This window comes from Sinorhizobium sp. P24N7 (assembly GCF_042436655.1).
Taxonomy (GTDB): Bacteria; Pseudomonadota; Alphaproteobacteria; order Rhizobiales; family Rhizobiaceae; genus Sinorhizobium; species Sinorhizobium meliloti_A.
This window is the reverse complement of record NZ_JBHMIW010000003.1, coordinates 410362-437326: the sequence shown is the minus strand read 5'-3', so window position 1 is coordinate 437326 and position 26965 is coordinate 410362. Positions and strand designations below refer to the sequence as shown.

The window sequence follows — 26965 nt, the reverse complement described above, 5'->3', positions numbered from 1 at the left end:
ACTTGAGTTTAATCTAGACGTGGTCGCATGGTGGCCACGTATATTGCAGTGCTGCGAGAACGTCCGGTGCGGTCCGTTGGTAGTGCATGGCATGGAATAGCGTAGGGACGGGCCGGACCCTCGGTGGGCAGCACAGAGGGGGTCAACTTGAGGACGTATAAGATTTTCACGGCTTTGGCCGTATTCTCCTTGCTTGCGGTATCGCCTGCAGTCGCGGCCAATGAATGCCCCGGGCCAAACAATATGCCTTGGAGGGAATACCGCGGCGGGTCATTAACCGCGCCCACGCCGGAGGAACGGCGAGACGTGATTGACCTGCTCTCCCAATATGCGTGGACGATGGACAACCGCGACTTCGACGGACTGGCGGCTTTGTTCGTGAATGCGGGACAGTACTACCACTGCGACCCGGGCAATCCGAATTCGGTGCTTGCCATTTCGGCAGGATCGCTGGCCAAGCAATTCCAGACAATGTTCGCGCCCCTCGCTGCAACGAACTCCAGTGCTACGCGCCAGCTTAGCAGCATCCTGATTGGTAAGACGCAAGAGGGCAACTTCGAGGTTGCTTTATCGGTCCAAGTGAGCATTCAGACGATCGGGGTCAGCGCGGTACAGCTCGACTACACGGCCAAGTTATACGCAACGATAACACGGGACGGCGAATTGTTGAAGTTCGTTGTCCTCAAGGTCGCCCCCAATCAGTCCGGGATCCAGGCTAGCGCGCGCTGACAATCCGCGCGAGACGAAAATTGGGGAATGAAACGTGGGGCGCTTCGTCCATTTCGCCGCGGCTATTGCTGTCGCGCTTTCTCTGCCCGTTCAATCGGAGATCCCTACTCTGCAGGACCTGCACGCCGAACCTTGTGAGAAATTGGGGGCCTTTGCAGGCGCTGCCCCAAAAGCCGCAACCGCCGGCACCCGAACGGTGTCGCCATACGACCTTCTTCTTCAATGGAACGGCGACGTGTTGTGGGGTCCGGCAACGGCGAGCACCAATCCGGTGACGAAATTCGGCGACGAGGCCAGGTCGGTATTCGGCCCCATGCCGGATGGGGTCTGCACGGGGCCGAATTCGCGACCCGTCGGTCTCGAGGTCGACGGAAACGTCGTAAGGCTGGAACCAAATCTTTCCAAGCCAGCCACTCCGCTCGAATTTGCACACCGTGACGTCGAAGGCGGACTGGTGAAGTGGACGACTGCCGTCGACCGCTGCGACAAGCCTTCGCTCGCAGGGGGCGTGACTTTCTGCGGACTGAACTCGCGGGTGGGCCGGGTCACGCGTGACCATGTACAGTGGCTGTTCCTCTGCCGGAAATCGTCCGAAAGCCTGGAAATCGCGGCGGAGCCCTACTGGACGGAGACAGATCCACGGTTCTCCCGGTACAGCGCAATCGGATTCAACAACGTCACGGGTGAAATCGCCTTCCTCGACGGCCGGAAGGACCGCTCCGTGTTCGACTGGAGGGAGCGCTTCCCGCCGCCCGGCGGAGCATCCTACGGCGACTCCGCCGGGCGGCGCGCTGCGGAGGAGCTTTACGACGGCAGCGCCATGGTCGACTGCGTACTCTGTCACGACAACAAGAAGCCCACAGTCATCGATCCGCACATGCAACAGGCGAGGGTCGGCTATTTCGAGGGCAGGCACGATCCGCGCGCCGTGTTCAGCATGGGCAACTTCCTTCCGGGCCGTATCGCGAGAGCGGACGCGCCGTTCCGCGTGATCGGTTCGGCATATTCGGCCGCCCACGCCAGCACGCTGCTTGACGGTAGGTCCTTCTTGATCGAAGGCCATCCATGCTCGAGCTGCCACAGCCTGACTACGTTGGAGTCGGGACGTCGCTTCGCCGCCGATGCCACTGGGAAGGCGCCCGTCATCCCGAACCCGACGGTGATGCAGAACGCGGCCCTCTTCGCGCAAAAGGAAGCCCTCATGCTCGTCCAGAACCATAGGACCGACTGGGCCTCCGCCACTGGAGCAGGCAAGATCAGTCCGTGGATGACACCGGGGCATGGGGGGAGCTTATGGAAAGGTGTGCGCGTACTCAATGACGACGACTGGCTGCGTCTCAGCCGATGCGCATGGGGCGTCGGCGGAAGCGAATGTGGGTACACGCCGCTGTTCACGCAGTGCCCACCCCCGGGCGGAGGCGTCGACACCTTCGTGCCAACGAACTTTTCGGCCGACGTACATCCTAACCCCACCGCCACGAAAGGCACGCAAAAGCTCTTACGCCTTTCCTGGAAGTACCTGAACGGCTACGGCCGCGTGCCAACCCGCGACGACGTGCGCTTCAACGTGGCATTCAAGACAACCGACGTGCCGCTGGCCGGCGCACCACTGACGCGGCACGAGTATCCAACGGTTGACGAGGCGAAGGGAACGGGCGTCGTCGCAGCGGCAGGAGGCGTCGGCCGCTCCGGATCGGCGACGCTCCTGCAGGACGTTTCCTTCGCGGGACATAAAAAATGGACAGACCCCGTACCGTCCAGCATGGCTCGTTTGTATTCTCTGGATGTTCCGGCGGCATGCGGGAAGCGCTACCTTTTCAGGATCCTGCCTAAGCGGTTCTGCTTCGACCATTCGGGTGTCCGCTTCAGTGAAGCAGAATACTTACTCTACAAGGACATCGATTGCGACAGATAGAGCAGGCATCCTTGCCCGACCGGCGCTCAGACGCCCGCCGCGATCAGCGCTTTGATGTGCCGCAGGTCCGAACCACAACATCCGCCGACGACGCGCAATCCGGGGAGCCGCTCTGCCATTTCAGCGTAAAGCGCGCCGAACTCCTGCGGGTCACCGTCATCGAGCTCGGTGGCTTCGTCCAATTCGGCATGGCTGCGGCGCGAGGCGTTTGGGCGGATCATGCCAATCCGGTTGAGCCAGCGCGATGGCAGCTGTTGACCAAAATGCTCGGGATGGGCGCAGTTGATCCCGTAATAAAGAGCGTAGCCGCCAGTCGCGGACTCGACCTCGCTGAGCGCGGCATCGAGGTCCTGTCCGGTTGGCAACCGCCCGTCGGTCTCGACCGTGAATGAGAGTGCGAAAGGCAGGCCAAGATCGCGCGCCCGGTTGACCATGCCGATGGCCTCGCCTGGATGGGTGATGGTGAAGGCCGACGCGATGTCCACACCCTCCTCGGCAAAGGTCTCCAGCTGGGCGCTGTGCAGGCGGGCCGCTTCGGTCGGGGTCAGAAGCTGCTCGGGTGCATAGCCATCGCCTGCCGGCCCGAGCACCCCCTCAATCAGGATATGGTCACGCCAGGGATGGGCGCTCCGCAGGTCGCGGGCGAAGGCGACGGCGCGCCGGTTGACGTCCCGGATCCCTGCCTCGTCGAGCTCGAGCTTCGGCCCCCAGCCGCCATTGGCGCGCCAGGTCGGCGTGCCCATCACAAAGCCGCGCCCCGCGACCTGGGCCAAGTCGAAATACGAAAGCGCGTAACACCGCAGCATCTCGCGCCCCTCTGGGCTGTCGAGCAGGACGAAGGAGGCGAACAGCGGCATTTCGGCGCCTTCGTGGAAGATCAGGTCTGTCTCCATGCCCCCGTCGCTGATGAAGGGATCAGGCGACGAAAGCAGGCGATCAAGTATACCCATGATATCCTCCCCCAAAGAACCCACTGTAGCAAATACCGGTGGCGCGGTCGAACTTGGTAGCGAGGCGCGACCGACGTACTCCGCGCCGCCGACGACCGCGCGTCAGAGTTATCACCGACCCAGAAATCCGGTCAGACGGCCACCTCCCAATGGATACAGATCACGCGCAGGCAAATAAGATACCGGCCATCGCGCCACCGTCCCACTCGTACATTATGCGATCTTCTGTAACAGGTTGGTACATTCTATTTCCAAGTGCGACATGCCAATGATTTCAATGGGTTCCCCTTGGAGATTTGGAATGTCCCGACGCTATTCGCAGCTGAATCTGACTGATCGACGCCGCCTCTTCCACTTTGTCGAACGCAAAGTGCCGATCAAAGAAATGGCGCGCGAACTTGGTCGTCATCGATCGACGATTTACCGTGAGATCAGGCGCAACACCTTCCACGATCGCGAGCTGCCCGACTATAGCGGTTACTTCCCGACCGTTGCTGACGATATCCGCAAAGAGCGGCGGCAGCGTTTGAGGAAGCTTGTGCGGCACCCGCAATTGCGCGAACTGGTGATCGAGCAGCTGAAGGCACTTTGGTCACCGGAACAGATTGCCGGTCGTCTGCTCGCCGATGGCGTGAGCGCCGTGCGGGTCTGCACCGAGACGATCTATCGCTTCATCTATGGCAAGGAAGATCAGGCGCTGGAACTCCATCAGCATCTGGCGGAAGGCCGCCGCAAACGCCGCCCCCGCGGCTCGAGGAAACCCCGCGACGGCACTTTTCCTGCTGCCTGCAGGATATCGCAACGTCCTGATTTCATTGGTAATCGTTCGCAGTTCAGTCACTGGGAAGGCGACTTGTTGATCTTCCAGCGTGACTTGGGCAACGCCAACGTCACGTCCTTGGTTGAACGCAAGAGCCGCTACACCGTCATGATCAAGAACCACAGCCGGCATTCACAACCAATCATGGACAAGATCATCGAAACGTTCTCTCCCTTGCCAGCCTTTGCTCGGCAGAGCTTCACCTTTGATCGCGGCACGGAGTTTGCCGGATTCAGGGCTTTGGAAGAGGGCATCGGCGCGCGGAGCTGGTTCTGCGACCCCAGTGCGCCTTGGCAGAAAGGTGCCGTGGAAAACACCAACAAGCGGATCCGCCGCTTCATGCCTGGCGATACCGATCTCTCCGCTGTCAGTCAGCAACAGCTCGTCGCCCTCGCCCAACATATGAATGCGCTCCCGCGCAAGTGCTTGGGCTATCGAACGCCCCACCGAGGTCTTCATGGCGCATTTGCGCGAATGCGCGTAGTGCCCTACTCTTCACCCGTCAATGTTGCACTTGGATTAGATTTTCCCAGAACGTGAACATCCTCGCACCAAGCCGCACACAAGGCCTCGCGAAGAAGGTCCCGACCCACTGCCGACGTTCGGCCGACTGAATCAAGCGACCGCCTCAGATCGAGGCGGCTGTTCAAAAGTTCGCCTTGTAGGGGGCTTCGACCCCCGGCCTTTGCGTTTTTCTGTGCGTCAGATCGCGACCCCAGCATTACGCAAGCCGTCGACCCATAGAGCGGCGTCCTCTTTCAAGTTACAGATCTCCGCGGTAATTCGTGCATATAGCGCGGCATCGAATTCACCGGGCAATTCGCTCGCCGCGTTCTTCGCCTCTTCCCCCCTACCAAGCTGCGCAAGGCAGGCCGCCTCGTTCAGACGGAAGAAAGGCGGAGCATCGATGAGCGATCGGTAAGCTTCCAAGGCTAGTTCGAACTCACGAGAAAGATAATAGCAATCGCCCAAACTGGAGACGAACGCCGGCGGCAACAACGGCTCGAAGCTGCACGCACGCTGGACGAGGGTAAGCCCTTCATCGTGGCGGCCCGCATAGGAGAGGATCATTCCTCTGGCGACCAACACATTGATGTCGCGAGGGCTCATGGCGACGGCAATCTCAGAGTGGCGCAATGCGTCTTTCATCGCGCCCGCCAACAAGAAACATGCCGCAACGCTCGTCAACACGAACGGGTCGTTTTTGCCAGTTGTTAGCGCCTTGTTGGCGTACTGGATGGAAAGCTGCTTGCGCTCTTCGTCAGTCTCTCGTGCCGGGGCACTGAACCGCCAATAGGCATACATCAGCGATAGCGAGGCAAGGGCTGGCGCGTAACTCGGATCGATGGCAACGGCATCGTGCATGTGTTGGCGTGCAGCCGCCTCGTCGCCATTCCGCCAAGCATTGCCGGCGCGAAGCCAACTCGTATATGCCGAAACGCTTGTCGTTGGATTTCTAGATCGCGCGGTGCTCGCGACAGTCTGCAAATTGAAGAACAACCGTCCGATGATCGCATCGACTATCTCGTCCTGGACGGCGAAGATGTCCTCGATGCGACGATCGAAGCGCTCTGCGAAGACTTCTTTTCCCGTACAGGTGTCGACGAGCTGCACTGTCGCGCGAACCTGTTGCTCCGCACGTCGGATGCCTCCCGTCACGACTACATCGGCCCCAAATTTCCGCCCCAGCTCAACGGCGCTTACCGGCTGATCCCTATAAGCGAAAGCGGTGCTGCGAGCGATGACCGACAGGTCTCTATGCTTGCTGAGCTCTGTGATGATGTCTTCTGTAATTCCGTCTGCAAAATAGCTCTGATCCTCTCGGCCAGACAGATTGGCGAACGGCATAACGACGATGGTCGTAAACTCACGAGAAGCATGGGGCGATGGCGCGGGAGAAGACGGATCCCCCGACCTTGGTATGTCGATGGCGTATGCTCTGACGGGGTTCCGGATATTCTTGAGTTCGATCAAGCCCATGTCTCGGGTCGCCGCGTGGGTCTTGCCCTGGATCTCGTCGAACACCTTACCGGATATGCAAATGCCGCCGGGGTCTGCAAGCTGCTCCAGACGAGCAGCGACATTGACACCATCACCGTAGATGTCGTCTCCCTGATCGATGATGTCGCCGAGATTTATCCCAATTCGCAAGACGATCTGCCGTTGGGCCAGGAGAGAAGAATTAGCGTCCCTCATCTGCTGTTGAATGCGTATCGAGCAATCGACCGCGTGCACAACGCTCGCAAATTCGATGAGAACGCCATCCCCCAGGAGTTTGACGATCCTGCCGCTACATTCTCGAACAAGCGGTGCGACGATCGTTTCACGAGCCTCAGCGACTGCATGCAGAGTTCCGGACTCGTCTACCCCCATCATGCGGGAATAGCCGACGACATCCGCGACGACGACGGCAGCCAAGCGACGGTCGATCCGGCTGGTCGAAGACGCCTCTCCCATTTGCTCACCAATGTCTCGGACTAGTATCGGCAGAAAATAGCACGATTGTTAGCGGTTTTCTCCCTTGTGGTGAACAAGGGCGTTGGCGATCCGATTGGGAGTTTCGCAGCCCATAACTAGAGCATCCCGGTGCACTGCGCCACCCGTGGCGGCTCGTGAACACACAGCAAGGTGCTCTGACTGAACGAACCGTGCGGACGTGGAGCTGTTACTCTATCAGGAGCAGTCCCCGTTTATTGTCCCCATCGAACGTGTCCATGGCGGCAAACAGGCGCTCACGCTCAATCAGCCACGGTTTGTAGTCTTCATTAACGTCCAGCACGAGCACGAGGTCTTGAGCTTCCAGATACCCCGCAATGGGAGAATGATGGCCGGCGCCAGAGCCGAATATCTTCTCTCGCGTAAAATTGATAACATAGCGGCGGCTCGGGTCGTTGCTGCGCTTCATGTGCTCCCGAAATTCATCCGCTGTGATATCGCGCAGTAGCGAAATCCGACGTTCCGTGTGCCTGCGAGCGACAGTTGCAAGCTCGTCGAGCGTGAGACCCATGATGCAAAACCCAGTCCAGCACAATCCGGTACCCTCCAGGATTTCACTTTCTGTGGTCTCCTCTTCGCCGATCGAACGGAACACGTTCGCAAGGCTGGACGGGCCGCATAGCGATCCGTTCGATTGCCAAGAAATGTTCGACTGAAAAGTCGCGGCCACTGGAAGCGTCCAGGCACGCTTCATGAGTTCGGGCGCGCGTATCACCGAGGATTGGATCGCATCCTCGGGAACCTTGGGCGGACCGGCGGCGACGAAAAGGACAGCCGCCAGCACGCAGAGGCTCCCAATGGCACCGAGCACGCGAAGGCGCTTCATCAGCGTGGCTCCCCATCACGACTGATCCAAAATACTCCTTCTTCGTCGCTTTGGGAGTACTGTCGCTTCAGGTGGCAGTGAGAAGCCCGGTCGCCGCGCACGCATCGGCCGCATGACCGCGGCTACGGCCTTCAAAGATTACTGGCGTCGCCCCCTTCAAGATTCGTCCACACAGGCTACAAAACCCCTATATTGTTACTGGAGCCTCTGATGCCTTTGTGTAAGATCCACCATGCAGCGGCACATCTTCTAGCTTGGCCAGTGCTTGTAGTGGGCTTTGCGGCGGACCGTATTTCCGTGTCGTTGCTCAATGTTGCCGACAGATTTCCGGTTTAAAAAAAGCCCTGACCGGGGACGGTCAGGGCTCCTTCTTATGTGGTCCAACGTCTTCGGCCACACGGCGGTCCGTCAATCCTGTTCAAGCAAGGAAAATATCAGTCGTTCGTTTTTGCTCGGCTGGAGTGGGGAGCGGCGCGTGGACGGAATTTCTTGAACTCGCAATTCTTTTCAACGACCACGAAGCGTTGGGTCATTATCTCGAGTTCACCTGGTAGATCGCATGCTGGGAGCAACCACATCGAGGCAGTTGCGCGCGATCTTGAGCAAGGAGAACGTTGTTGAGGTAAGGGAGTGAAATCGGATTCGCCAACCATCTGCGATTCGCCACGGCATTCGGCCCTTCGCGGCATTCGGCCTAACTCCATTGGAGTAGCCGACATACTGTTGCCAAATCTGCTCACTGCCACCACGATGGGCCACGCCAGCCGACTTCCCGGTGAGACACAATCGGAATCGACCTGCGTCCTTTCGCCCCGCCATCAGGTCTCGTGCAGCCGGCACCAGGGTGCGTAACATGCGAGCCTTTCTTGCAGTCATCGTGCTGGTCTTGGGCGTCGCGTTGCCCTTTAATCTCGATGTGGTGAAATTTGTAGTCGTCCAGGCGCTATCCTCACCTTGCCGTTTGCCGAAAAATCTGTCACCGAATGTGGATCAGTTCATTTCTCTGGACCTACGCCACGCTGGGTCGGGCACTGTTTTCGTTTCGGGGGAGCCAGCGGACTGGGTCAGGGCCAACTCGGACATTCTCGCGCCACTTCGATCTGGGTCTGGCGACCTGATCGTCTACATCCATGGCTTTCTTACCAGTATGGGCGATGCTGACTGCGCCGCGAAATTAGTGGCTGCGGAGCTTGCCGAACGGCAGCCTCCGGAAAACAGCCACAAACCGGATGTGCTGGTGTTCGGCTGGCCGGGCGAAACGAAGGCGAGGCAGTTTTCGCGTGCTCAGACCGCTGCATCGCAAGCGGCAAAATATCTTGCTGACTTGCTGTCGCAATTGCGGAAGAGACGAATCATCCTGATTGCCCATAGTCTCGGGGCCGCAGTCGCTATGGAGGCCTTATCCGAGGTCCCACAGACAGCGGAAAACCCGAGCTTCCATGCTATCATCCTTATCCAGGGGGCAATTCCCGTCGCCAGCCTCCGCACCTGGTCCTACAAGATTACGGTGCGTTTTCCTGCGGCGGAAACTCATGATCGTATAGCGGGGCGAAAGCCACACCCTGGCTACATCGAAGAAGGAGAAGGGGTTGGCTGCTATGTCGAAGCCGCGAGAAAAGCACGACACCTTATTGTAACCCGGTCAGCGGACGACATCACACTCAGTCGTATGTACGCCACGGACGAAATGTTCGTCCCTGGGCTTTGTCAAGGGCCACGCGTGTTTCCTGTGGAGGGGGAGACCGTCAGGACGCTGCCACAAACCTTGGCGATCGGATCGGGCATGGATCGGGAGGAAACATTCCGGATCCACCGCGAGTTGATGCCAGAAGATCCAGGGGCGATTTCTGATCCGTGGGGGGCGCCCGAAAATCCCGGCAACTTCGTTCCAACTCTCCGCCCTCCCGACGATTCGCAAGTGCTGCTGGAGCGGACGGAAGCGTACAGCTTTAAAATCCCCCATCCCTCTTACCATGAGATACACTTGAGCAGCCTGTCGGGTTGGCGTCCATTCTTCGACTGGCATTCTCCACTCAACTACCCAACGATGCGCGCGGACCTCCTGGGGCAAATTTGGCACATCCTTGACCAGCGCGACGGGGCAGCCGGCCAATTGGCGGCCCCGTAATTGATCGGCAGGATCCCAGTCGTGCAGCACATTAGTTGCGGCGCTTGTGAGCCAACTGTGTCAACCGGCAGTTATGGGCTCTTGCTAGCGACGACGGGGCGGTCAAGCGGACTCGGACCGGCGACGGCGCTGTTCCTGTAAGGATGTCTCGGTCAGCAATCAAATCGATATCGGTCATGCAAGTCATCAATCATTTCAATCTAGGATGCGCTGAAACACGCGGGCGCAGAACTGGAGGTGGTGGCGGCAGCACCCGATTTCATGTCGATATTGGCCACGGCACGCTCATCTGCCGTGATTGCCACCGTATCATGGCGCATTGCACTTCGTTACGGACCGCTGCTGGGACTTGAGGTGAGCCCGGTGCCACTGGAGCTTTCTTTTCCACCGGTTTGGCCGCTTCAGACGGACAGCGATCTTGGCTGCGCATGGTTGCGGCAGCAGATCCGTGAGGCGATGCTGAGGGACGAACGGGAATAACGTCGCGCATATTGCGGCGTGACGGGCGGTGGAGATCAGCGTGTGTGTGAAGGCCTCGCCTTGAGATCCCATCAGGAGTGGATAGCGGCCCGCACCGTGGCAGATTGAGGTCGCTAGAAATCTCTCTGGAGGCCAGTCATGCCGATGAAAGCAGATCAACCCCAAGTGCATGCCGCTACCCCCGTCGATCTTGGCGTAATTTTTGTCTCGTTGGAATTGAGCAAATCGACGTCGCTTGTGACGCCTCTTTCGCCGGGGAGCGAAAAGATGTCTCGCCATACGATTACCGGGAGGCGACATCGCCGGCTTGTTCGCGTGTTTTGCGGCCCTTCGCCAGAAAGCCCAGCGGCGTTCCCGCGAGGTAACGAGCGCACCGGCGAAGGCCGCGCTTCTAAGGGTCAGAGGAATTGGCCCCGAGTTCGCTACGATACTCTACACCGAAGGTCTGTTCAGACACTTCGACAATCGTCGGCAAATCGCCTCCTACGCGGGACTCGCTCCCTCGCCTTGGCAAAGCGGCAACGTCAATCGCGAGCAGGGCGTGTCGAAGGCGGGTAACCCACGTCTGCGAGCGACGATGATCGAACTCGCCTGGCTTTGGCTGCGGCATCAACCGAACTCCGCGCTGACGTCGTGTTCAAAGAGCGCATTGCGCGCAACAGCGGCCGCCTTAAAACGCCGATGATCGTGGCTCTGGCTCGCAAATTGCTGGTCGCGCTCTGGAAGTACGTGAACTCCGGCGTCGTGATCGAGGGTGCAATCATGAAAAACGCCTGAAGCACGGCGCAGCTATCGTAGTCAGAATACTCATCCTCAGGGCCTGATCAGTCCTGACGGATCCAGGTGAACGGACCGGGAATCCTTTTGGCTTTAAATGCCGACCTTGAGTTTGGCCCCGTTCTCCTGAGCCCGTGCCCGTCGAAAGCGGGACAATGGTGCAGCCGCTGAAAGCGGCGACCGGATGTGAGGTTGTATAGGCCCGAGGACGGGCCGGTAATTGCTGTGGGCTCAGACCGTGGATCCGACTACGAGGGACAAACCAATGCCACCGGAATGAACCATTGACAAAAATCCTGATGTGAGTGGATTCGAACCGCAGCCCCACAATCTTTCAAGGCCCCACGGCTGCGGAAATGTTGCATTCAATGATTATTCCGGCTCCTGCATCCCCTGCGGAATGTCGCGTTTGGCATGAAGCACACGCCAGACGTCGACATGATCTGGCTGGTCACGATAAAAGATTAGATAGGGATATCGCTTCAGCGAAACGCTCCGCAGATCAGGCAACCCCAACTCGTATGCATACCGCAATGATCCGGCTTCCGGATAGCTTGCGATCAGATCATAAGCATCTTCAAGTGCGTCGATGAAGCCGAGAGCGACTTCGGACCCAGCCTCGCGAGCATAGTAATCGACGGCTGCCTCGACATCACTGCGAGCAAGCTCTCGGGGAACAATCGATTTATTCACTTGCTGTGCCGACCACGTGCTCGATCGCGAAGGCTGCTGAAGTAATGCCCATCGACCGGTTCGGACCGTGCGGACGATGCTCCGTCAAGCAAAAGCCGGCGCAGAACAAGACGGTCCTGATCTCGACGGATCAGTTCGCGGATATACTCGCTGCTCGTCCCGTAGCCCCGCCCCGCGACCTGCTCATCGACGAAGCTCTTCAAGTGGTCCGGTAGAGAAATGTTCATCGTGCCCATACGAGAGACCATAACGGCAATGGCAAAAATTGGCAAGATTGGATCGCGTTCCCATTTAACTCCCGCCGCACGGAAGACGGGAAGCCATTTCACGTTCCCGTCGATACATTATGCGATCTTAGCGTCAGTCCGAAGTGCGGCCCCACCGCGCGTGAGGAGCGGAATCGCTCCGGCGCATCGACGGCCGCCACGAACGTCAGCGCCAGCAGCACGCCAACGCCTGGCATCGTGATTGGCCGCTGTGCGTAGATCATCCTGGCCGGCGATGGCACGCAGCTTGCGCTCAAAACCTGTAAATTCATGCACAAGCGCGTCGCGCACCTTCAATAGTGCCGTCGGTATCGCTTCCAGGGTCGGATGGCCGGCAATCAGCTCACGGATGCGCCCCGCGCAAGTGCGTCGCGTCGTCGCCCCTATCTCAAGGCCGAAGCCACGCAGGATGCCCCGGAGGCTCACCTCATATCGTGAAGCTTACCCTGCCGGATCGTCTCCAACGATGACCACCGCGAGCCCCGCGCGCACACCCGCTTCGCTTTCCAGCGCCTTGGTGGCGAATTTCACGGTTTCGATGACCGAAGCGGCAACAGCCTTGCCATCAATACATTGCGCCACGGATCACCCCATCCGTTCTGACGCGTAGGACCCCGGGCTCGGCGGGAAGACGACGGCGCGGTTGCCGTTGATGAAGCAGCGGTGATGGATATGGGCGTGCACGGCGCGGGCCAGCACCTGGCTTTCGACGTCGCGGCCGATCGAGACGTAATCCTCGGCCGACTGCGCATGGGTGATGCGGGCGATATCCTGCTCGATGATCGGTCCCTCGTCGAGATCGGCGGTGACGTAATGCGCCGTCGCGCCGATCAGCTTCACGCCGCGCTCATTGGCCTGCTTGTAGGGGTTCGCCCCCTTGAACGAGGGCAGGAAGGAGTGGTGGATGTTGACGATCTTCCCCGACATCTTCTTGCAGAGCGCATCGGAAAGCACCTGCATGTAGCGGGCCAGCACGATCAGCTCGGCGCCGGTCTGCTCGACGACGTCCATCAGCTGGGCTTCGGCCTTGGGCTTGTTCTCCTTCGTCACCTTGATGCAGTGGAAGGGGATGTCGTGGTTGACGACCACCTTCTGGTAGTCGAAGTGGTTGGAGACGACCCCGACGATGTCGATCGGCAAGGCGCCGATCTTCCAGCGGTAGAGAAGATCGTTCAGGCAATGGCCGAAGCGCGACACCATGAGCAGCACCTTCATGCGCTCCTCGGAATCACGGATCTGCATCGTCATCTCGAAGCGCTTGATCACCGGTTCGAAGCCTTCGCGGAGTTCTTCGAGCTTGGCGCCCTGCTCGCTGACGAAAGCCAACCGCATGAAGAACAAACCCGTTTCGAGATCGTCGAACTGCGACGAGTCGATGATGTTGCAGCCCTTCTCGGCAAGATAGCCGGAAACGGCGGCGATAATCCCGCGGGTGGATTTGCAGCTGACGGTCAGGACATAAGAAGTCATAGCTTTCCTTTGTTCAAACATCAGGCGGGAGCGACGCACTGCGAACGACTCCGTCACATCGTCTTCTGTATCTCCGGCAGGACGTCGAAGAGATCAGCGACGAGGCCGTAGTCGGCGACCTGGAAGATCGGCGCTTCCTCGTCCTTGTTGATGGCGACGATCACCTTGCTGTCCTTCATGCCGGCGAGGTGCTGGATCGCACCGGAAATGCCGCAGGCGATGTAGAGGTCGGGGGCGACCACCTTACCGGTCTGGCCGACCTGCCAGTCGTTCGGCGCATAGCCGGCATCGACGGCGGCGCGTGAGGCGCCGACGGCGGCGCCGAGCTTGTCGGCAACCGGGAGGATGACTTCCTTGAACTTCTCCGAGGAGCCGAGCGCCCGGCCGCCGGAGATGATGATCTTCGCCGAGGTCAGTTCCGGCCGGTCGGAGGACGACAGCGCATCGGAAACATGGGCGGAAAGGCCGGGATTTGCGGCGGCGGCAACCGTCTCGACCGGGGCCGAGCCGCCGTCTTGAGCAGCGGCAAAGGAGGCGGTGCGCACGGTGATCACCTTCTTCGGCTCGCTCGTCTGCACCGTCTGGATGGCGTTGCCGGCATAGATCGGCCGTTTGAAGGTATCGGGCGCGACGACCTCGATGATCTCCGAAACCTGGGCGACGTCGAGAAGGGCTGCGACCCGTGGCATGACGTTCTTGCCGACCGACGTGGCGGCGGCAACGACGGTGTCGTAATTGCCGGCGAGCGAAACGATCAGCGCGGCCAGCGGCTCGGCGAGATTGTTGGCGAGCGAGGCGTCCTCGGCGACCAGCACCTTGGCGACGCCCGAAAGCTTGGAGGCTTGCTCGGCAATCCCTTTGACGTTCTGACCGGCAACCAGCACATGCACGTCGGTTCCGGTCCCACTGGCGATCTTCGTTGCCGCCGTCAGCGCCTTCGCCGTCTGGTCGGAAAGGTGGCTGTTGTCGTGGTCAGCCAGAAGCAGAATGGCCATGGTAGAATTCTCCCTTTCGATCGAGCTCAACGATCCGTTCCGGATCGGAGCTCCTGAGTCTGAAGTGGTTCATGCGTTTGCCCGGAAGCCGGTGTCCGCTTTCCGGACGCATGAACTTAAAGCACGCCGGCTTCGGTCTTGAGCTTCTCGACGAGCTCGGCGACCGTCTTCACCTTGACGCCGGCCTTGCGGCCGGAGGGCTCTTCGGTCTTCAAGACTTTCAATCGCGGCGCCGTGTCGACGCCGAAATCGGCCGGGGTCTTCTTGTCGAGCGGCTTCTTCTTCGCCTTCATGATGTTCGGCAGCGAGGCATAGCGCGGCTCGTTGAGGCGCAGATCGGTGGTGACGACCGCCGGCAGCTTCAGTTCGACCGTCTGCAGGCCGCCGTCGACCTCGCGGGTAACGTTGATCTTGCCGTCGCCGATCTCGACCTTGGAGGCAAAGGTGCCCTGGGCCCAGCCGAGCAAGGCCGACAGCATCTGGCCGGTCTGGTTGGAATCGTCGTCGATCGCCTGCTTGCCGACGATGATCAGCCCCGGCTGTTCGGCCTCGGCGACTTGCCTGACGATCTTGGCCACAGCGAGCGGCTCGACCTGGTCTTCGGTCTCGACCAGGATCGCCCGGTCGGCGCCCATGGCGAGCGCGGTCCTGAGCGTCTCTTCCGCCTTGGCCGGGCCGATCGACACGACCACCACTTCACTCGCCTTGCCGGCTTCCTTCAGCCGCAGCGCCTCTTCGACCGAGATCTCGTCGAAGGGGTTCATCGACATCTTCACATTGGCAAGCTCGACGCCCGTTCCATCCGCTTTGACCCGGATCTTGACGTTGTAGTCGACGACCCGTTTCACCGTTACAAGTACTTTCATGTCGGGGCTCCTCGTTGTCTTTGCAATTCGTCGCGGTCACATGCGGCCGCGCAGAGCTTCCGGATCGTATGGCGATTCCGCGATTACCCGAGCCTTTCTCAACTCACCAAGGATTGGCACTTGCAGTTTCGTTCCGGGAGTCCCGAATTCCAACGGCAGCAGCGCCAAGGCGACATCGTATCCGAGCGTATAGGCATAGCTGCCGGAGGTGATGCGCCCGACGAGCCTGCCCTCGTGATAAACGCCTTCGTGGATGAGCGAGCTTGCTCCGTCCGTATCGATAGCGATCGTCACCGAGCGCCTTTCCACACCTTCCTGCTGCTGGCGCACCAGGGCCGCCTTGCCGATGAAGTCGCCTTTGTCGAGCCGGATGAAGCGGTCGAGGCTGCTTTCCCACGCCGTCAGTTCCGGGTTCATATCGCGATACATGGCGCGGTAGGACTTTTCGAGGCGCAGCGATTCCAGCGCGTGGTAGCCGATGAGGCGCAGGCCGTGCGGCTCACCGGCCGCAAGAATCGCCTGCAGCAGCTGACGCTGATAAGGCAGCGGGTGGTAGAGTTCCCAACCAAGTTCGCCTTCATAGTTGACGCGCAGCATACGCACGTCAGTCGCAAGGCCGAAGGTGCCGGACTTGACGCCGAACCACGGGAATTCCTCGTTGGAAAGATCCGTCTCGGTGAGGCCCTGCAACACCTCGCGGGCCTTGGGGCCGACGACGGTGAAGCAGCCGCGCTCGTTGGTGACGTTGCGCAACTGCACGCTGCCGTCCTTTGGCAGGAGCTTCGACAGATCATCGAAATTCCAGCGTTCGGCGCGCGGTGTCGAAATCAGGTAGAAGCTTCCATCTTCAAGGCGCGCCACCACATATTCAGCCTGCACGCCGCCGTTCTTTGTCAGGTGGTGGCTGAGATTGACGCGGCCGGCCTTCGGCAGGCGGTTGGCAAGGATACCGTCGAGCCAGCCTTCGGCGCCAGGGCCCGAAACCTCGAACTTCGTCATCGGCGTCATCTCGACGAGGCCGACTGCGGTTCGCACCGCCTTCACCTCTTCCGCGACGTAATGGCCCTTCTGCGTCCAGCGCCAGCTGTACTGATCCTTGGCCTCCACACCTTCCGGCGCAAACCAGTTCGGCACTTCCCAGCCGTTTAAGACGCCCCAGACGGCGCCGCGCTGCGACAGGATATCAAAGGACGGGGCTGTTTTCTGCGGGCGGGCGGCGGGCATGTCCTGGCCTGGGAAGTGCAACTCGGCATGGGTGCCCCAGCTTTCGCGCACCTTCTGGCGCGTCCATTCCTTGTTGGCGTAGTTGCCGAAGCGGCGCGGGTCCAGCTCTGACGTATCGAGGCTGTTAGCGCCCTCGACGATGCGCTCGGAGAGATAATAGCCGATGGCGCCGCCCCACAGGATGCCGCCCGGAACGCCCTCGGCTATCCAGACATTCTCCAGCCCCCAGGCCGGGCCCACCAGCGGCAGTTCGTCCGCCGTCATCTGGAACGGGCCTCGAACGTTGGCTTTAATGCCGGCGCGCCCGAGAGCCGGAACCATTTCCATCGCAGCTTCCCAGTTCCACGCGACGGCGTCGAAATCCTCCTCAACCAGATCGGCACCGAACCATTCTGGTACGCCGTTCTCGGCAAAGAGCTTAAGATGCTCGGTCTTTTCGTAGGGGCCGAACATCAAGCCATCGCCTTCCTCACGCAGGTAGCCTTCGAAACCTTCGTCGCGTAGGATCGGCATTTCGGGCAAACCCTGGCGCTTGCGTTCCACGATCTCCGGTACAGCATCGGTGATCCAATACTGATGCAGGATCGGAATGGCGGGGATTTCGAGGCCGAGCATCGCGCCTGTTTGGCGGGCGTAGTTGCCGGTTGCCGAGATGATGTGCTCGCAGATGATCTCGCCATTGTTGGTCATGATCTTCCACTCACCGCCGGCGAGGCGCTCAAAGCCCTTCACTTCGGTGTTGAGATGGATCTTGGCGCCGCGGTCGCGCGCGCCCTTCGCCATGGCCTGCGTGACGTCGGCCGGAGCGATGTGGCCGTCGTCCGGGTGATAGAGTGCCGCCAGCATCTCGTTGTTGTTTTCGAGCAGAGGCCAGAGGTCGCGCGCTTCCCTCGGCGTCACCAACTCGGCGCGGATGCCCTGCACGGCGGCGACGCTCATGTAGCTCTTGTATTCGTCGAGGCGGTCGCGTGTATTGGCGATGCGCAACTGCCCGCACCTGTGCCAGCCGACGTGCTGTCCCGTCTCCGCTTCGAGACCCTCATAAATTTCAATCGTCTTGGCGATCATGCGGCCGATATTGATGCTGCGGGCATAAGAGGGGATGAGGCCGGCGGCGTGCCAGGTCGAGCCCGCGGTGAGTTGTGTGCGTTCCAGAAGCGCGACGTCGGTCCAGCCGCGCTTGGTGAGACCGTAAAGAATGGCGGCGCCGACGCAACCGCCGCCGATAACGACGGCGCGAGCATGAGTTTGCATGGAGTGGTTCCCTCGAAGTGATTTCCATCACCGTACAAGGGCGGCATCCACCTGTAATCTTGCTAAAAAATATCGACGGGCATAACTTGAGATTATGCACAGGCTCCGCTCCCTCATCCCGTCCGCCAACTACCTCTTCTGCTTCGAGGCTGCCGCACGAAGGCGCAGTTTCACAGCCGCCGCGGAGGAACTGAACGTCAGCCAACCGGCGGTCAGCAAGACTATCCGCCTGCTGGAGGAAGCGACGGGCCTGAAGCTCTTCCGCCGCGAGCACACGCGGCTGGAACTGACGGCGGACGGCCAGCGGCTCTACAAGGAGGTTCAGCAAGCGTTCGACCACTTGCACATGGTCATCTCCTCGCTCCAGAAAAAGCATTCGTATGACGTGGTGCGTGTCTCCTTCTCCGCGTCCTTCGTGCAGCTCTGGCTGCTGCCGCGGCTGAAGGACTTCAAGGCCAGGCATCCGGACGTGTCGCTGCGCATCGAGGAAAGCAGCCGCGACGACCAGGATCTGGTGGAGGAGGACATCGATCTTTCCGCCCGCCTCGGTAATGGCAAATGGCCGGGCATCCATTCCTGGCACTTCGTGACGGAGGAGGTGCTGCCGGTGTGCAGCCCCGACTACCTGAAGGAACACGGCCCGATTCAAACGCCGGCCGATCTGCTGCGGCACACGCTCCTAAATTTCGAGGAACGACATCGCACGCGGCTTGGCTGGCGTGAATGGCTGGAGCGCCAAGCGGTTCCGGTAGCGAAACTGAAGCAGGATTTCGTGTTTACCGATGCGCTCGGCTCGATTGAGGCAGCGGTGCGCGGCCAGGGCATTGCGCTTGGTTGGAAGCATCTGGTGCACGAGCATCTGCTGGATGGACGGCTAGTAGCGCCACTGAAAGAGACCTATAAATCGGGTCAGTCGGTGCACCTCATCATGCCGGCACAACGTCCGCCGAAGCGCGGCGCGGAGCTGTTCCGTGACTGGCTGATGGAGCAGAATGCGGATGCGAGCCTCCAGATCTGATTGCCGCTAGAATCGGTCGCTGGCAAAGTGCGCTATCTGGGCGCCCGCCTCGTAGTAGAGTTCCTTCACCGGCCGGAACGCGGGAACCTTCGGATCTGTTAACGGCAGCGGCAGGTCCTCCTCATCGAGGTCACCGAGCACCAGTTGAGCCAGCGTATGGCCAAAAACCGTGCCAGGCGCGATGCCGCGGCCATTGTAGCCGGAGAAGCCCACAACATTCTCGGCAAAACGATGAAAACGCGGTAAAGCGTTGTCCGTCATGCCGATCTTGCCGAACCACTCGCATTCGAATTCAACAGGGCCGAGCGCCGGAAAGAGACGCTTCAACGCCCGCCTTGCCCAGGCGACATGCACGGCCCGGCCGGTATTGCGCAGCGCGCCGACGCTGCCGAAGACGAGCCGGCCAACCTGATCCAGGCGGAAGGACGAGAGGATCTCCTTGGTATCCCAGACGCCCTCGCGTTCCGGCAGGATGGTGGAAAGGATATCGGCTGGCAGAGGGTGCGTTGCAAGATTGAAGTAAGGCAGATGAACCTGCTCCTGCCGCACGCCTTCCCAAGGCCCAGTGCTGTAGGCGTCGGTCGACACGATGACCCAGGACGCCTTGACGGAACCGGCATCGGTCCGCACGGTCCATTCCGAACCCGACCGCGTATAGCCCGTCACCCGAGATCCGGTATGGATGGTCGCGCCCGCCGCAAGGGCCGCCTTTGCCAGACCGCGCACATAAGCAAGGGGCTGGAGGGTACCAGCGCGCATGTCCAGTAGCGAGCCAGCATAGGCACCGGTTCCCACCCGCTTCGCCGTCTCGGCTGCATCGAGCAGTGTCACAGGTGCGCCGCGCCGGCGCCACTGGCTTGCGCGGTCGGTGATTTCCTTCAGGCCGGCTTCGCCGACAGCACAATGCAATGTGCCGTTGCGCTCCAGCTCGCATGCAATGCCGTGCCGTTCGATCAACTCCATGACGAGCTTCGGCGCATTGCCGAGCATATCGAGCAGACGCTCGCCATGTACCTCGCCGAGCTCGCCCGGGAGATCGTCCGGCGTCACCCACATGCCGGCATTGATCAGCCCGACATTGCGGCCGGCACCACCAAAGCCGATTTCCGCGCCCTCGAGCACGACCACGCGCCGCCCCGTCTCTGCGAGATGAAGGGCGGCCGAAATGCCGGTGAATCCCCCACCGACAATCACGACATCGGCACGAGTGTCGCCCGCCAACGCCACTGTTGCCGGTGCGGCTGGAGCCGTCTTTTCCCACAGTCCGTGAGAGCGTGGATTGTTGAGCATTTCCGCGTTCCTTTGCGCGCCCGTTCATTCCGGCTGACTGATTACATGTTGCCGGTATAAGGCCGGCGCGTTGTGCTCTGCTGGACGTAGTTGATCATCGTTATGAAATCGAAGACTGGCCGGCTGGTGGCGGCCTGCACCGCATGTGCATAGGGCGGCAGGTCACTGCATTCGAGCAGGATCGATCTGACGTCGGGGTTATCGGCAACGAGCTGCCGGGCGACTTCGGTCACCTCTCGCTCGATCGCGGCGGAATCGAGCGTGCCCCGTTCCTCGAGGATCGCCTCGCGGAATTCCGTCTGCCCTTCCATGCCGGCCACCACCAGCGGAACATGATCACCCACATTGCAGGCAGCGAAATGGCGCCGGGTCAACCGTGAGGCATTGGCGGTGATCACACCCACCCGGCCACCGCAGAGTGCATGCATGAAGGGTATCTGCATAAGGCTCGAGAGAAAGACCGGGATCTCGACCGCGGACGCGACCTCTTCTTGAAAATAAGCCATGAAACCGCAAGCACCGGTGATCGCCTTGACGCCGCGGTTCTGCAATTCGACGGCGGCTTCTACAAAGGCTTCCTTCAACGCCGGATCGCGCTGGTTGAGCAGCCGGTCGATCGACGCGCCGCGCACCTCCTGAAAGCGCACGGAATAATCATAGGTCGTCGCGTTGCCGACATTACCGGGCACGCACGGATACGCCGCATCGAGGATCAAGATGCCTACCGTCTCGCCGTACCACGACTGCGTTTTGCGCGTGACCGTATAGACAGTCATCGTCGTTGTCTCCGTTTCGATGTCAGGGGTGGGGCGGGGAGCGCCCTCCCCGCCATATGTGCTTACTCGACGAGGCGCGGTGCGCCGGTGTTTGCCGCCGTGCCGTCAAGACCGTAGGTCTTGAGGATCGTGACAATCGTACCGTCCGTGTGCATCTCAGCGATCACCGCGTCGAGGGCAACGCCCAGGTCCTTGGCCTTGAGCGAATAAGGGAAGGCGGCCTGCGCTGCTTCCTTGGTCGCCTTCACGCGATCATCCGGCGCCCCGACGTTGACCTTGATATCACCAAGCGCGCCCTTCTGTTGCGCAACGACACCGGTCGAATAGCCGTCGACGGCCACATCGATACGACCGGACTTCAGATCCTGCTGCAAGTTCACCGAATTCGGATAGAGCTTCAGCGAACCGCCCAGCAAGGCCTTAAGGTCGGCAACCCAAAGGTAACCCTGCACCGTGCCAACCTGCTTGCCTTCGAGATCGGAGACGTTCTTGAAATCTTCCTTCGAGTAGATGCCCATCTGGTCGGTATAGAGCGGTGCGGAAAGGCTCATGACCTTCGCTCGCTCCGCCGTGCGATACCAATCGCCGGTCGTGATATCGGCCTGGCCGGAGAGGACATATTGGATGGCCGCTGCCGGATCGACGGCAATTGGTTTGACTTTCAGGCATTCGCGCTTGGCAAATTCCGCGGCGATGTCGCCGTCGATGCCCTTCATGTTGCCGCTGTCATCGACGAAGGAATGCGGCGCATAGGTCGTCACGGCGACCGTCAGCGTACCGGCCTCGACCGTGGAGAACTGGTGCTTTGGCGTGCAGTCCTGCGCGGCCGCAAGAGAAGAGGAGATCAGGAAACCGGCAATGCCGGCAAGAAGAGTCTGCTTGGTGGTGGTCATCATGGTCATGCAGGCATCCTTTCAACGAGGTTCAACGGTGGGCGTAAAGGCCCGCACGCTTCTCGACGTGATTGACGAGGAGGGCCGCGGGGATGGAGATGCTGGCGTAAAGCGCACCGGCGGAAAGCAGTGCCGGGAAATAGCGGAAGGTCGTGGAGCCGATTTCGTAGGCACGGCTGACCAGTTCCGGCAGCGCGATGGTGAAGCAGAGCGACGTTCCTTGAAAGATCAGGATCGAGAAGCCGAGCAGTGCCGGAAGAGCAACACGCAAGCCCTGCGGCAGCAGCACGTACCGCAGCTCGTCCAGCCGGTTGAGACCAAGGGCGGCCGCGGCCTCCCGCTGGCCATGAGCGACCGATTGAAGGCTCGCGCGGATGATCTCGCTGGTATAGGCTCCGGTGTTCCAGGCAAGCGCGATTACCGCGGCAGCATAAGAGCCAAGCGTCAATCCTGTCGTCGGGAGACCGAAATAGATGAACTGCAGGAGCACCAGTGCGGGCGCGCCACGGCCAATCTCGACCAGAAAGAGGCTGAGGCTTTTCACCATCCGGCTCTTTGCCAAAACGCCGAGCGCCAGAACGAGGCCGAAGGGAATGCCGATCAGAAGGCTCAGCGCCGTTACCTGCAGGCTGATCGACAGCCCACCGAGGAGATCCGGCAGCCACGAGGAGACTTCGTCGTAGGTCGGGAACATCAGCGTGCCACCCTTGCCTGGAGATAACCATCGGCAATGCGCGAGAGCCAGGCGATCGGCAGGCTCAACAACACGTAGAAGAGGCCGACGAGCGCAAACACTTCGAGGCCACGATATGTCATTTGCGAGAGCTGGTTGCCCTGATAGGCGAGTTCCGAAACGCCGATGGCAGAAGCGACCGCCGTCTCCTTCATGAGGCCGATGAGGTAGCTCGCCGCCGACGGCAATGCGACGCGGAAGGCCTGTGGCGCAACGATGTCGCGGAAGGTTGACCAGCGGCCGAGATCAAGAGCTGCGGACGCCTCCCACTGGCCATGATGGATGGAAGCGACGGCACCGCGGTAGATCTCCGCCATGTTCGCGGCTGCGATCAGACCAAGGCCCATCAGCGCCGCGTTGAACGGGCTGATCGGCATGATGCTCATGCCCAGGCCGAAAAAGATGATGAAAAGCCAGAGGATGGGCGGGATGGCGCGCACGATCTGGATGACGACCATCGCGACGAAGCGCAAAGGCAGAAACCGGCTTTGGCGCGCTGCGAGCAAGGGAACGCCAAGCACCGCGCCAATGAAGAACGCACCGGCGGTCAGCGCGATCGTCCAAGTCAATCCGCGCAGGAGGGGCAACAGGTCCACCATGCTCATCGGTCGTGTACCGCGCGGAGAAAGCGCTTGGTCCGCTCCTGTTGCGGATTGCGCATGACCTCTTTCGACGGCCCTTTCTCGACGATATGGCCATCGGCCATGATCATGACGGTGTCGGAGACATTCTCCGCGAAGCCCATCTCGTGCGTGACGACGATCATGGTCATGCCGGTTTCGGCCAACTCGCGCATGACGGTGAGAACCTCAAGGCCGAGTTCCGGGTCGAGCGCCGACGTCGGTTCGTCGAACAGCATGATTTCCGGATCGAGCGCGAGCGAGCGGGCAATGGCAATGCGCTGCTGCTGGCCGCCGGAACACCGTACGGGGAACTGTGCTGCCTTGTCGGCGAGACCAACCCTCTTCAGGAGCTGCATAGAGCGCTCATCGGCCTCCTTGCGGCTGCGGCCGAGCACACGCTCCTGAGCAAGGCTGACATTGCGCAGCACCGACATGTGCGGAAAGAGATTGAAGGACTGGAAGACCATGCCGACGCGCCGGCGAAGACCGGAAAGCTCCGCCCTCGCCACAGGCCGCGTCGCGTCGATCGTGGTCGCACCGATCGTTATGGTGCCGCCATCCGGCGGCTCGAGATAGTTGATGCAGCGCAGAAGCGTGCTCTTGCCCGAGCCGCTCGGCCCGATGATGGCGAGCACCTCGCCTGAACGCACCTCCAGATCGATACCGTCGATGACAGTGTGACTTCCGTAGTGCTTGCTCAAGGAGGCGAGGCGAATAAGCACGTTATCCGAGGTCGTCGTCACGGGTTGCGCCCCGGTCGATGAGACTCGCAACCGATCTTCGCCGCCGACGTAAAGGATACCACCGTCCATATCATCCTGATCCCCGTGCAACAGCAGTCCACGCGCCGCTGTCGGCGGCTGGCCGTTCGCTTGAACCGCTTTCGTGTGAGTTGGCCGTCGGAGTTTCCGGTTCCGGCCAATGTTCCCGTTGTTATTTCGAGAATGTTAGCATTCTGCCGCGCGCTGAGCAGGGCGAAAAAAATGCCGGGCTGCCAAACCTGAGGTTATGAAGATGGCGAGTAAGAAAGGCGACGGAGACTCTCGCCTCGCCGCGCTCCATCAGCTACATCGAGGCCTTGATCTTGTCGGCAGCCTCCGGCGTCACCCAGGCGCTCCAGATCGCCTCGTGCTTGCGCAGGAACTCCAGCGCGCCGTCGGCGCCCGTACCCTGATTGTCGGTCATCCAGCTCAACATCTCGCTGACCACGTCGTTGCGGATTGCGCGCTTGCGAAGGTAGTCGATCGCAGGACCGCCCTTGGCGAAGAATCGCCCCGATACAGCCGTTTCAATGGTGTCGGATGGCCAGTCGTTTGGCACGGGATCGGGACAGTCGCCGACTGTGTTGCACCGCGTCCATTCCTGCTGATCGAAGTGCGCGCCGTGACTGAGCTTGACCATCTTGTACTTGCCGAGCAACGGCGTCGGCGACCAGTAGAACCCGACCCAGCCCTCCTTCTTCTCATAGGCCCGGATGAGAGCCGCATCGAGCGAGGCGGCCGTCCCAGAGGAGACCAATTCGAATCCCGCCTCCTCGGCCTTATAGGCCCTGTAGTACTGCGCTGTGATGAGCGTCGCCGCCCACCCTTCAGGACCGTTGTAGATGGCGCCCTTCGACGAATCCTCCGGCGCCGGGAAGAGTTCAGGGTGCTTCAACACCTCAGCGATCGACGTCAGGTGCGGGTACTTTTCGACCATGTATTGCGGGATCCACCAGCCGAGCTGGCCACCGTCCGGCAGGGACTTCCCGAGCGAGACGATCTTGCCCTCCTCCTTGCCACGCTTGAGGATATCCGGAAGCAGGGCGATCCAATTTTCCGGTGCGACGTCCGGCTCGCCCTTCTCGGCCATCGATGTCATGCTCGGCACCAGGTCGCCGGCAACGAGCGTGGCATTGCAGCCGTAGCCGGTCTCCAGTATGAACTTGTCGATGTTGGCCAGAAGCGTTGCCGATTGCCAGTTCATGTCGGCGATGGAAACGTCTCCGCAGTCGGCAGCCCCGGCGCCGGCGGCCGCGAAGAGAAGTGGCAGTGTCATCAAGATGCGTTTCATCTGTTCGTTTCCCTTTCTTTGAGGTGATCACGCTGGCGCCGCTTAGGGCGTGTAGACGACGAGAACGGTCGCGCCGGTAGCGCTGCCGGCCGTATGGTTCGTTCCGGCTTCGCGCAGCACATAGTCGCCCGCCTGATAGGTACGGGTCTGGTCGTAGAAGGTGCCCTCCACCACGAAAATCTGTTCGGTCTGGTCGTGGGCATGGCTTTCGGCATGCGCACCCGCATCCACCTTCATCAGGAACGTCTGTTCGCGTGCCTCTGGCCGGTCGTGGAGACGCTTAAGCCAGAATCCCGCGCTGCCTCCATATTCCCACTCCTGCTTGGTGGTTTCGACGGTGTGAAACGAGGGCACGTCGCCATCCTTCGTTGCCGCCATGAAAATATCCGTCATAGGCTTCTCCTGTTGTTGTCCCAGCAATTGAGGGCTTCAACAGGTATCGGGGTCAACGGCAGTAAATTTGCCGTCTTGCATAACACTTCGTTATGCGTCTAGTCTTGTGATCAGGAGGCAGGCCTAGTGAGCACATTCAGACGCAACATCCCTTCGCTTTCTGCGCTCGTGACGTTCGAATCCGCGGCAAGGCACATGAGCTTCACGGAAGCCGGGAAGGAACTGAACGTTACCCAGCCCGCGGTGAGCCGCCAGATCAGGGATCTTGAGAAGAGCCTCGGCTTTCCATTGTTCGTGCGGCGTCACCGCGCGCTGGACCTGACGGCGAAGGGGCAGCAGATGGCGACCGCGCTTACACATTCAATTGAACACATCGTCGGCACATGGCAGGAGATCCAGCGCGACACGGTAAAAAGACAGCTTCACGTATCCGCCTACGTCGCCTTCTCAACCCTCTGGCTTGCCCCGCGTCTGCCGCTTTTCCGCGCGGAGAACCCGGAACTCAGCATCTTCGTCGATACGCAGGATCACGATCCGGACCTCAGGCGCAACGACTTCGACCTCGCATTGCGGTTCGGCGGCGGAAATTGGCCCGATGGCGAGGCAACCTTCCTTTTCCGCGACGAAATCGTTCCGGTCTGCAGTCCGGGTTATCTCCGCGACCTTCCGCCCATGACCACGCCGGATAGCATGAAAGCGCACAGCATCATCGACTACAGCCGGGGCGGCAAGGCGTGGCAAGGCTGGGAGGACTGGACCCAGTTTGCCTTCGGCATACCGATTGCAGCGCGCATTGACACTTATTACAGCTACTACATGGATGCAGTCACCGCCGCGGTGGAGGGACAAGGTGTTGTGCTCGGCTGGAAAGCGATCGTCGAAAAATATCTTGCGACCGGTGCGCTGGTGCCGATCTCGCCAGCTGTTATGACTAGCGCCTCCGCACACTACATCGTGACGACCCCAGACCGCAGAAACTCGGACGCCGTCGAGCGTTTCAAGGCTTGGATCGTTGAGGTCTGCAGGCGGTATCAGCGTTAGTTCTGCAGTTGAACGCCTTGAACGGAATCGAACCGCGAACCCGCCATCAGAGCGGCCACATCAAAGTGTTGGATGGCGACGTTTGTGATCGGTAGAGCTTTTTCCGGCCCGGCCTGATAAAGACTCTGCGCCGGCCGCGCAACGGCGGCGAGCGCAATGGCCAGAGTTCTGACGCCTTGCCGATAAATAGCCGTTCTCGATCCCGCGCGAGACTTCGCGCAGGTCGTCGCGCGGGTCGTCGGCTATATAGCGATCGG

General features: G+C 60.5%; 23 protein-coding genes and 4 pseudogenes. 8 read left to right on the top strand and 19 right to left on the bottom strand.

The annotated features are described in order from the left end of the window. Positions 1–306: 306 nt before the first annotated feature. Both ACFHWW_RS07290 and ACFHWW_RS07285 read left to right on the top strand, forming a co-directional pair. Entirely contained in the window at positions 307–729 is a 423-nt protein-coding gene (locus tag ACFHWW_RS07290) for a hypothetical protein (RefSeq protein ID WP_379937831.1), read from the top strand. A gap of 34 nt (positions 730–763) precedes the next feature. Beyond that, positions 764–2644 (top strand): hypothetical protein, encoded by a 1881-nt coding sequence (locus ACFHWW_RS07285; protein ID WP_379937830.1) that lies wholly within the window; start codon positions 764–766, stop codon positions 2642–2644. Between the two features lie 26 nt (positions 2645–2670). Here ACFHWW_RS07285 and ACFHWW_RS07280 read toward each other — a convergent pair whose 3' ends face one another. After that, entirely contained in the window at positions 2671–3594 is a 924-nt protein-coding gene (locus tag ACFHWW_RS07280; RefSeq protein ID WP_379937829.1) for a homocysteine S-methyltransferase family protein, read from the bottom strand. A 301-nt stretch (positions 3595–3895) separates the two neighbouring features. On the opposite strand from ACFHWW_RS07280, the pseudogene ACFHWW_RS07275 reads away from it, so the two are divergent. Continuing rightward, positions 3896–4898, top strand: a pseudogene (locus ACFHWW_RS07275) (IS30 family transposase). A gap of 218 nt (positions 4899–5116) precedes the next feature. On the opposite strand, the gene ACFHWW_RS07270 reads toward ACFHWW_RS07275, so the two are convergent. Both ACFHWW_RS07270 and ACFHWW_RS07265 read right to left on the bottom strand, forming a co-directional pair. Continuing rightward, entirely contained in the window at positions 5117–6832 is a 1716-nt protein-coding gene (locus tag ACFHWW_RS07270) for an adenylate/guanylate cyclase domain-containing protein (RefSeq protein WP_379937828.1), read from the bottom strand. A gap of 247 nt (positions 6833–7079) precedes the next feature. Next, entirely contained in the window at positions 7080–7736 is a 657-nt protein-coding gene (locus ACFHWW_RS07265; protein WP_379937827.1) for a phytochelatin synthase family protein, read from the bottom strand. An 853-nt stretch (positions 7737–8589) separates the two neighbouring features. Here ACFHWW_RS07265 and ACFHWW_RS07260 point away from each other — a divergent pair. The 3 genes and pseudogenes from ACFHWW_RS07260 to ACFHWW_RS07250 form a co-directional block, all read left to right on the top strand. Further along, positions 8590–9864 carry an alpha/beta fold hydrolase gene (locus ACFHWW_RS07260; RefSeq protein WP_379937826.1) on the top strand — a complete coding sequence of 425 codons (1275 nt, stop codon included), beginning with the start codon at positions 8590–8592 and terminating at the stop codon, positions 9862–9864. Between the two features lie 204 nt (positions 9865–10068). Then, positions 10069–10366: pseudogene (locus ACFHWW_RS07255) on the top strand (LysR family transcriptional regulator); the annotation flags it as partial. Positions 10367–10711: 345 nt separating this feature from the next. Beyond that, positions 10712–11121: pseudogene (locus ACFHWW_RS07250) on the top strand (transposase); the annotation flags it as partial. Between the two features lie 372 nt (positions 11122–11493). Here ACFHWW_RS07250 and ACFHWW_RS07245 read toward each other — a convergent pair. The 8 genes and pseudogenes from ACFHWW_RS07245 to ACFHWW_RS07210 all read right to left on the bottom strand — a co-directional run bounded on the left by ACFHWW_RS07245 (position 11494) and on the right by ACFHWW_RS07210 (position 17889). After that, positions 11494–11814: a type II toxin-antitoxin system RelE/ParE family toxin gene (locus tag ACFHWW_RS07245; protein WP_379937825.1), complete on the bottom strand. Its 321-nt coding sequence runs from the start codon at positions 11812–11814 to the stop codon at positions 11494–11496. Then, positions 11811–12086 carry a type II toxin-antitoxin system ParD family antitoxin gene (locus tag ACFHWW_RS07240; RefSeq protein WP_020479825.1) on the bottom strand — a complete coding sequence of 92 codons (276 nt, stop codon included), beginning with the start codon at positions 12084–12086 and terminating at the stop codon, positions 11811–11813. The genes ACFHWW_RS07245 and ACFHWW_RS07240 overlap by 4 nt, the downstream gene beginning before the upstream one ends. 53 nt (positions 12087–12139) lie before the next feature. Continuing rightward, on the bottom strand, positions 12140–12277 hold the full coding sequence (locus tag ACFHWW_RS07235; protein WP_379937888.1) for a transposase: 138 nt from the start codon (positions 12275–12277) through the stop codon (positions 12140–12142). A 250-nt stretch (positions 12278–12527) separates the two neighbouring features. Further along, positions 12528–12662 (bottom strand): annotated as a pseudogene (locus ACFHWW_RS07230) (bifunctional methylenetetrahydrofolate dehydrogenase/methenyltetrahydrofolate cyclohydrolase); the annotation flags it as partial. Between the two features lie 3 nt (positions 12663–12665). Beyond that, a complete protein-coding gene (purU, locus tag ACFHWW_RS07225; protein ID WP_379937799.1) occupies positions 12666–13550 on the bottom strand; it encodes a formyltetrahydrofolate deformylase in 885 nt (294 codons plus the stop codon). 53 nt (positions 13551–13603) lie between these two features. After that, the gene (locus ACFHWW_RS07220) at positions 13604–14545 is read right to left on the bottom strand and encodes an electron transfer flavoprotein subunit alpha/FixB family protein (RefSeq protein ID WP_379937824.1); all 942 of its coding nucleotides are present in this window, start codon (positions 14543–14545) and stop codon (positions 13604–13606) included. Positions 14546–14661: 116 nt separating this feature from the next. Next, complete coding sequence (locus ACFHWW_RS07215; RefSeq protein ID WP_379937823.1) at positions 14662–15411, bottom strand: electron transfer flavoprotein subunit beta/FixA family protein; 750 nt, start codon at positions 15409–15411, stop codon at positions 14662–14664. Positions 15412–15447: 36 nt separating this feature from the next. After that, positions 15448–17889 carry an FAD-dependent oxidoreductase gene (locus ACFHWW_RS07210; protein WP_379937822.1) on the bottom strand — a complete coding sequence of 814 codons (2442 nt, stop codon included), beginning with the start codon at positions 17887–17889 and terminating at the stop codon, positions 15448–15450. Positions 17890–17983: 94 nt separating this feature from the next. Between ACFHWW_RS07210 and ACFHWW_RS07205 the strand changes: the two genes are divergently transcribed. After that, positions 17984–18907, top strand: a complete 924-nt coding sequence (locus tag ACFHWW_RS07205; RefSeq protein ID WP_379937821.1) for a LysR substrate-binding domain-containing protein — start codon at positions 17984–17986, stop codon at positions 18905–18907. A 6-nt stretch (positions 18908–18913) separates the two neighbouring features. On the opposite strand, the gene ACFHWW_RS07200 is transcribed toward ACFHWW_RS07205, so the two are convergent. The 8 genes from ACFHWW_RS07200 to ACFHWW_RS07165 all read right to left on the bottom strand — a co-directional run bounded on the left by ACFHWW_RS07200 (position 18914) and on the right by ACFHWW_RS07165 (position 25667). Next, entirely contained in the window at positions 18914–20197 is a 1284-nt protein-coding gene (locus ACFHWW_RS07200) for an NAD(P)/FAD-dependent oxidoreductase (RefSeq protein WP_379937820.1), read from the bottom strand. A 41-nt stretch (positions 20198–20238) separates the two neighbouring features. Beyond that, positions 20239–20973, bottom strand: a complete 735-nt coding sequence (locus ACFHWW_RS07195; protein ID WP_379937819.1) for an aspartate/glutamate racemase family protein — start codon at positions 20971–20973, stop codon at positions 20239–20241. 62 nt (positions 20974–21035) lie between these two features. Continuing rightward, positions 21036–21875 carry a substrate-binding periplasmic protein gene (locus ACFHWW_RS07190; protein WP_379937818.1) on the bottom strand — a complete coding sequence of 280 codons (840 nt, stop codon included), beginning with the start codon at positions 21873–21875 and terminating at the stop codon, positions 21036–21038. 22 nt (positions 21876–21897) lie between these two features. Then, complete coding sequence (locus tag ACFHWW_RS07185) at positions 21898–22560, bottom strand: amino acid ABC transporter permease (RefSeq protein WP_379937817.1); 663 nt, start codon at positions 22558–22560, stop codon at positions 21898–21900. Then, on the bottom strand, positions 22560–23204 hold the full coding sequence (locus tag ACFHWW_RS07180) for an amino acid ABC transporter permease (protein ID WP_379937816.1): 645 nt from the start codon (positions 23202–23204) through the stop codon (positions 22560–22562). The genes ACFHWW_RS07185 and ACFHWW_RS07180 overlap by 1 nt, the downstream gene beginning before the upstream one ends. After that, positions 23201–24034, bottom strand: coding sequence for an amino acid ABC transporter ATP-binding protein (locus ACFHWW_RS07175; protein ID WP_379937815.1), 834 nt, complete (start codon positions 24032–24034; stop codon positions 23201–23203). Before ACFHWW_RS07175 ends, ACFHWW_RS07180 begins: the two co-directional genes overlap by 4 nt. Before the next feature lie 253 nt (positions 24035–24287). Further along, complete coding sequence (locus ACFHWW_RS07170) at positions 24288–25274, bottom strand: glycine betaine ABC transporter substrate-binding protein (protein WP_379937814.1); 987 nt, start codon at positions 25272–25274, stop codon at positions 24288–24290. A 42-nt stretch (positions 25275–25316) separates the two neighbouring features. Then, positions 25317–25667 (bottom strand): cupin domain-containing protein, encoded by a 351-nt coding sequence (locus tag ACFHWW_RS07165; protein ID WP_379937813.1) that lies wholly within the window; start codon positions 25665–25667, stop codon positions 25317–25319. A 126-nt stretch (positions 25668–25793) separates the two neighbouring features. On the opposite strand from ACFHWW_RS07165, the gene ACFHWW_RS07160 reads away from it, so the two are divergent. After that, positions 25794–26708 carry a LysR substrate-binding domain-containing protein gene (locus ACFHWW_RS07160; protein WP_379937812.1) on the top strand — a complete coding sequence of 305 codons (915 nt, stop codon included), beginning with the start codon at positions 25794–25796 and terminating at the stop codon, positions 26706–26708. Positions 26709–26965: the final 257 nt, after the last annotated feature.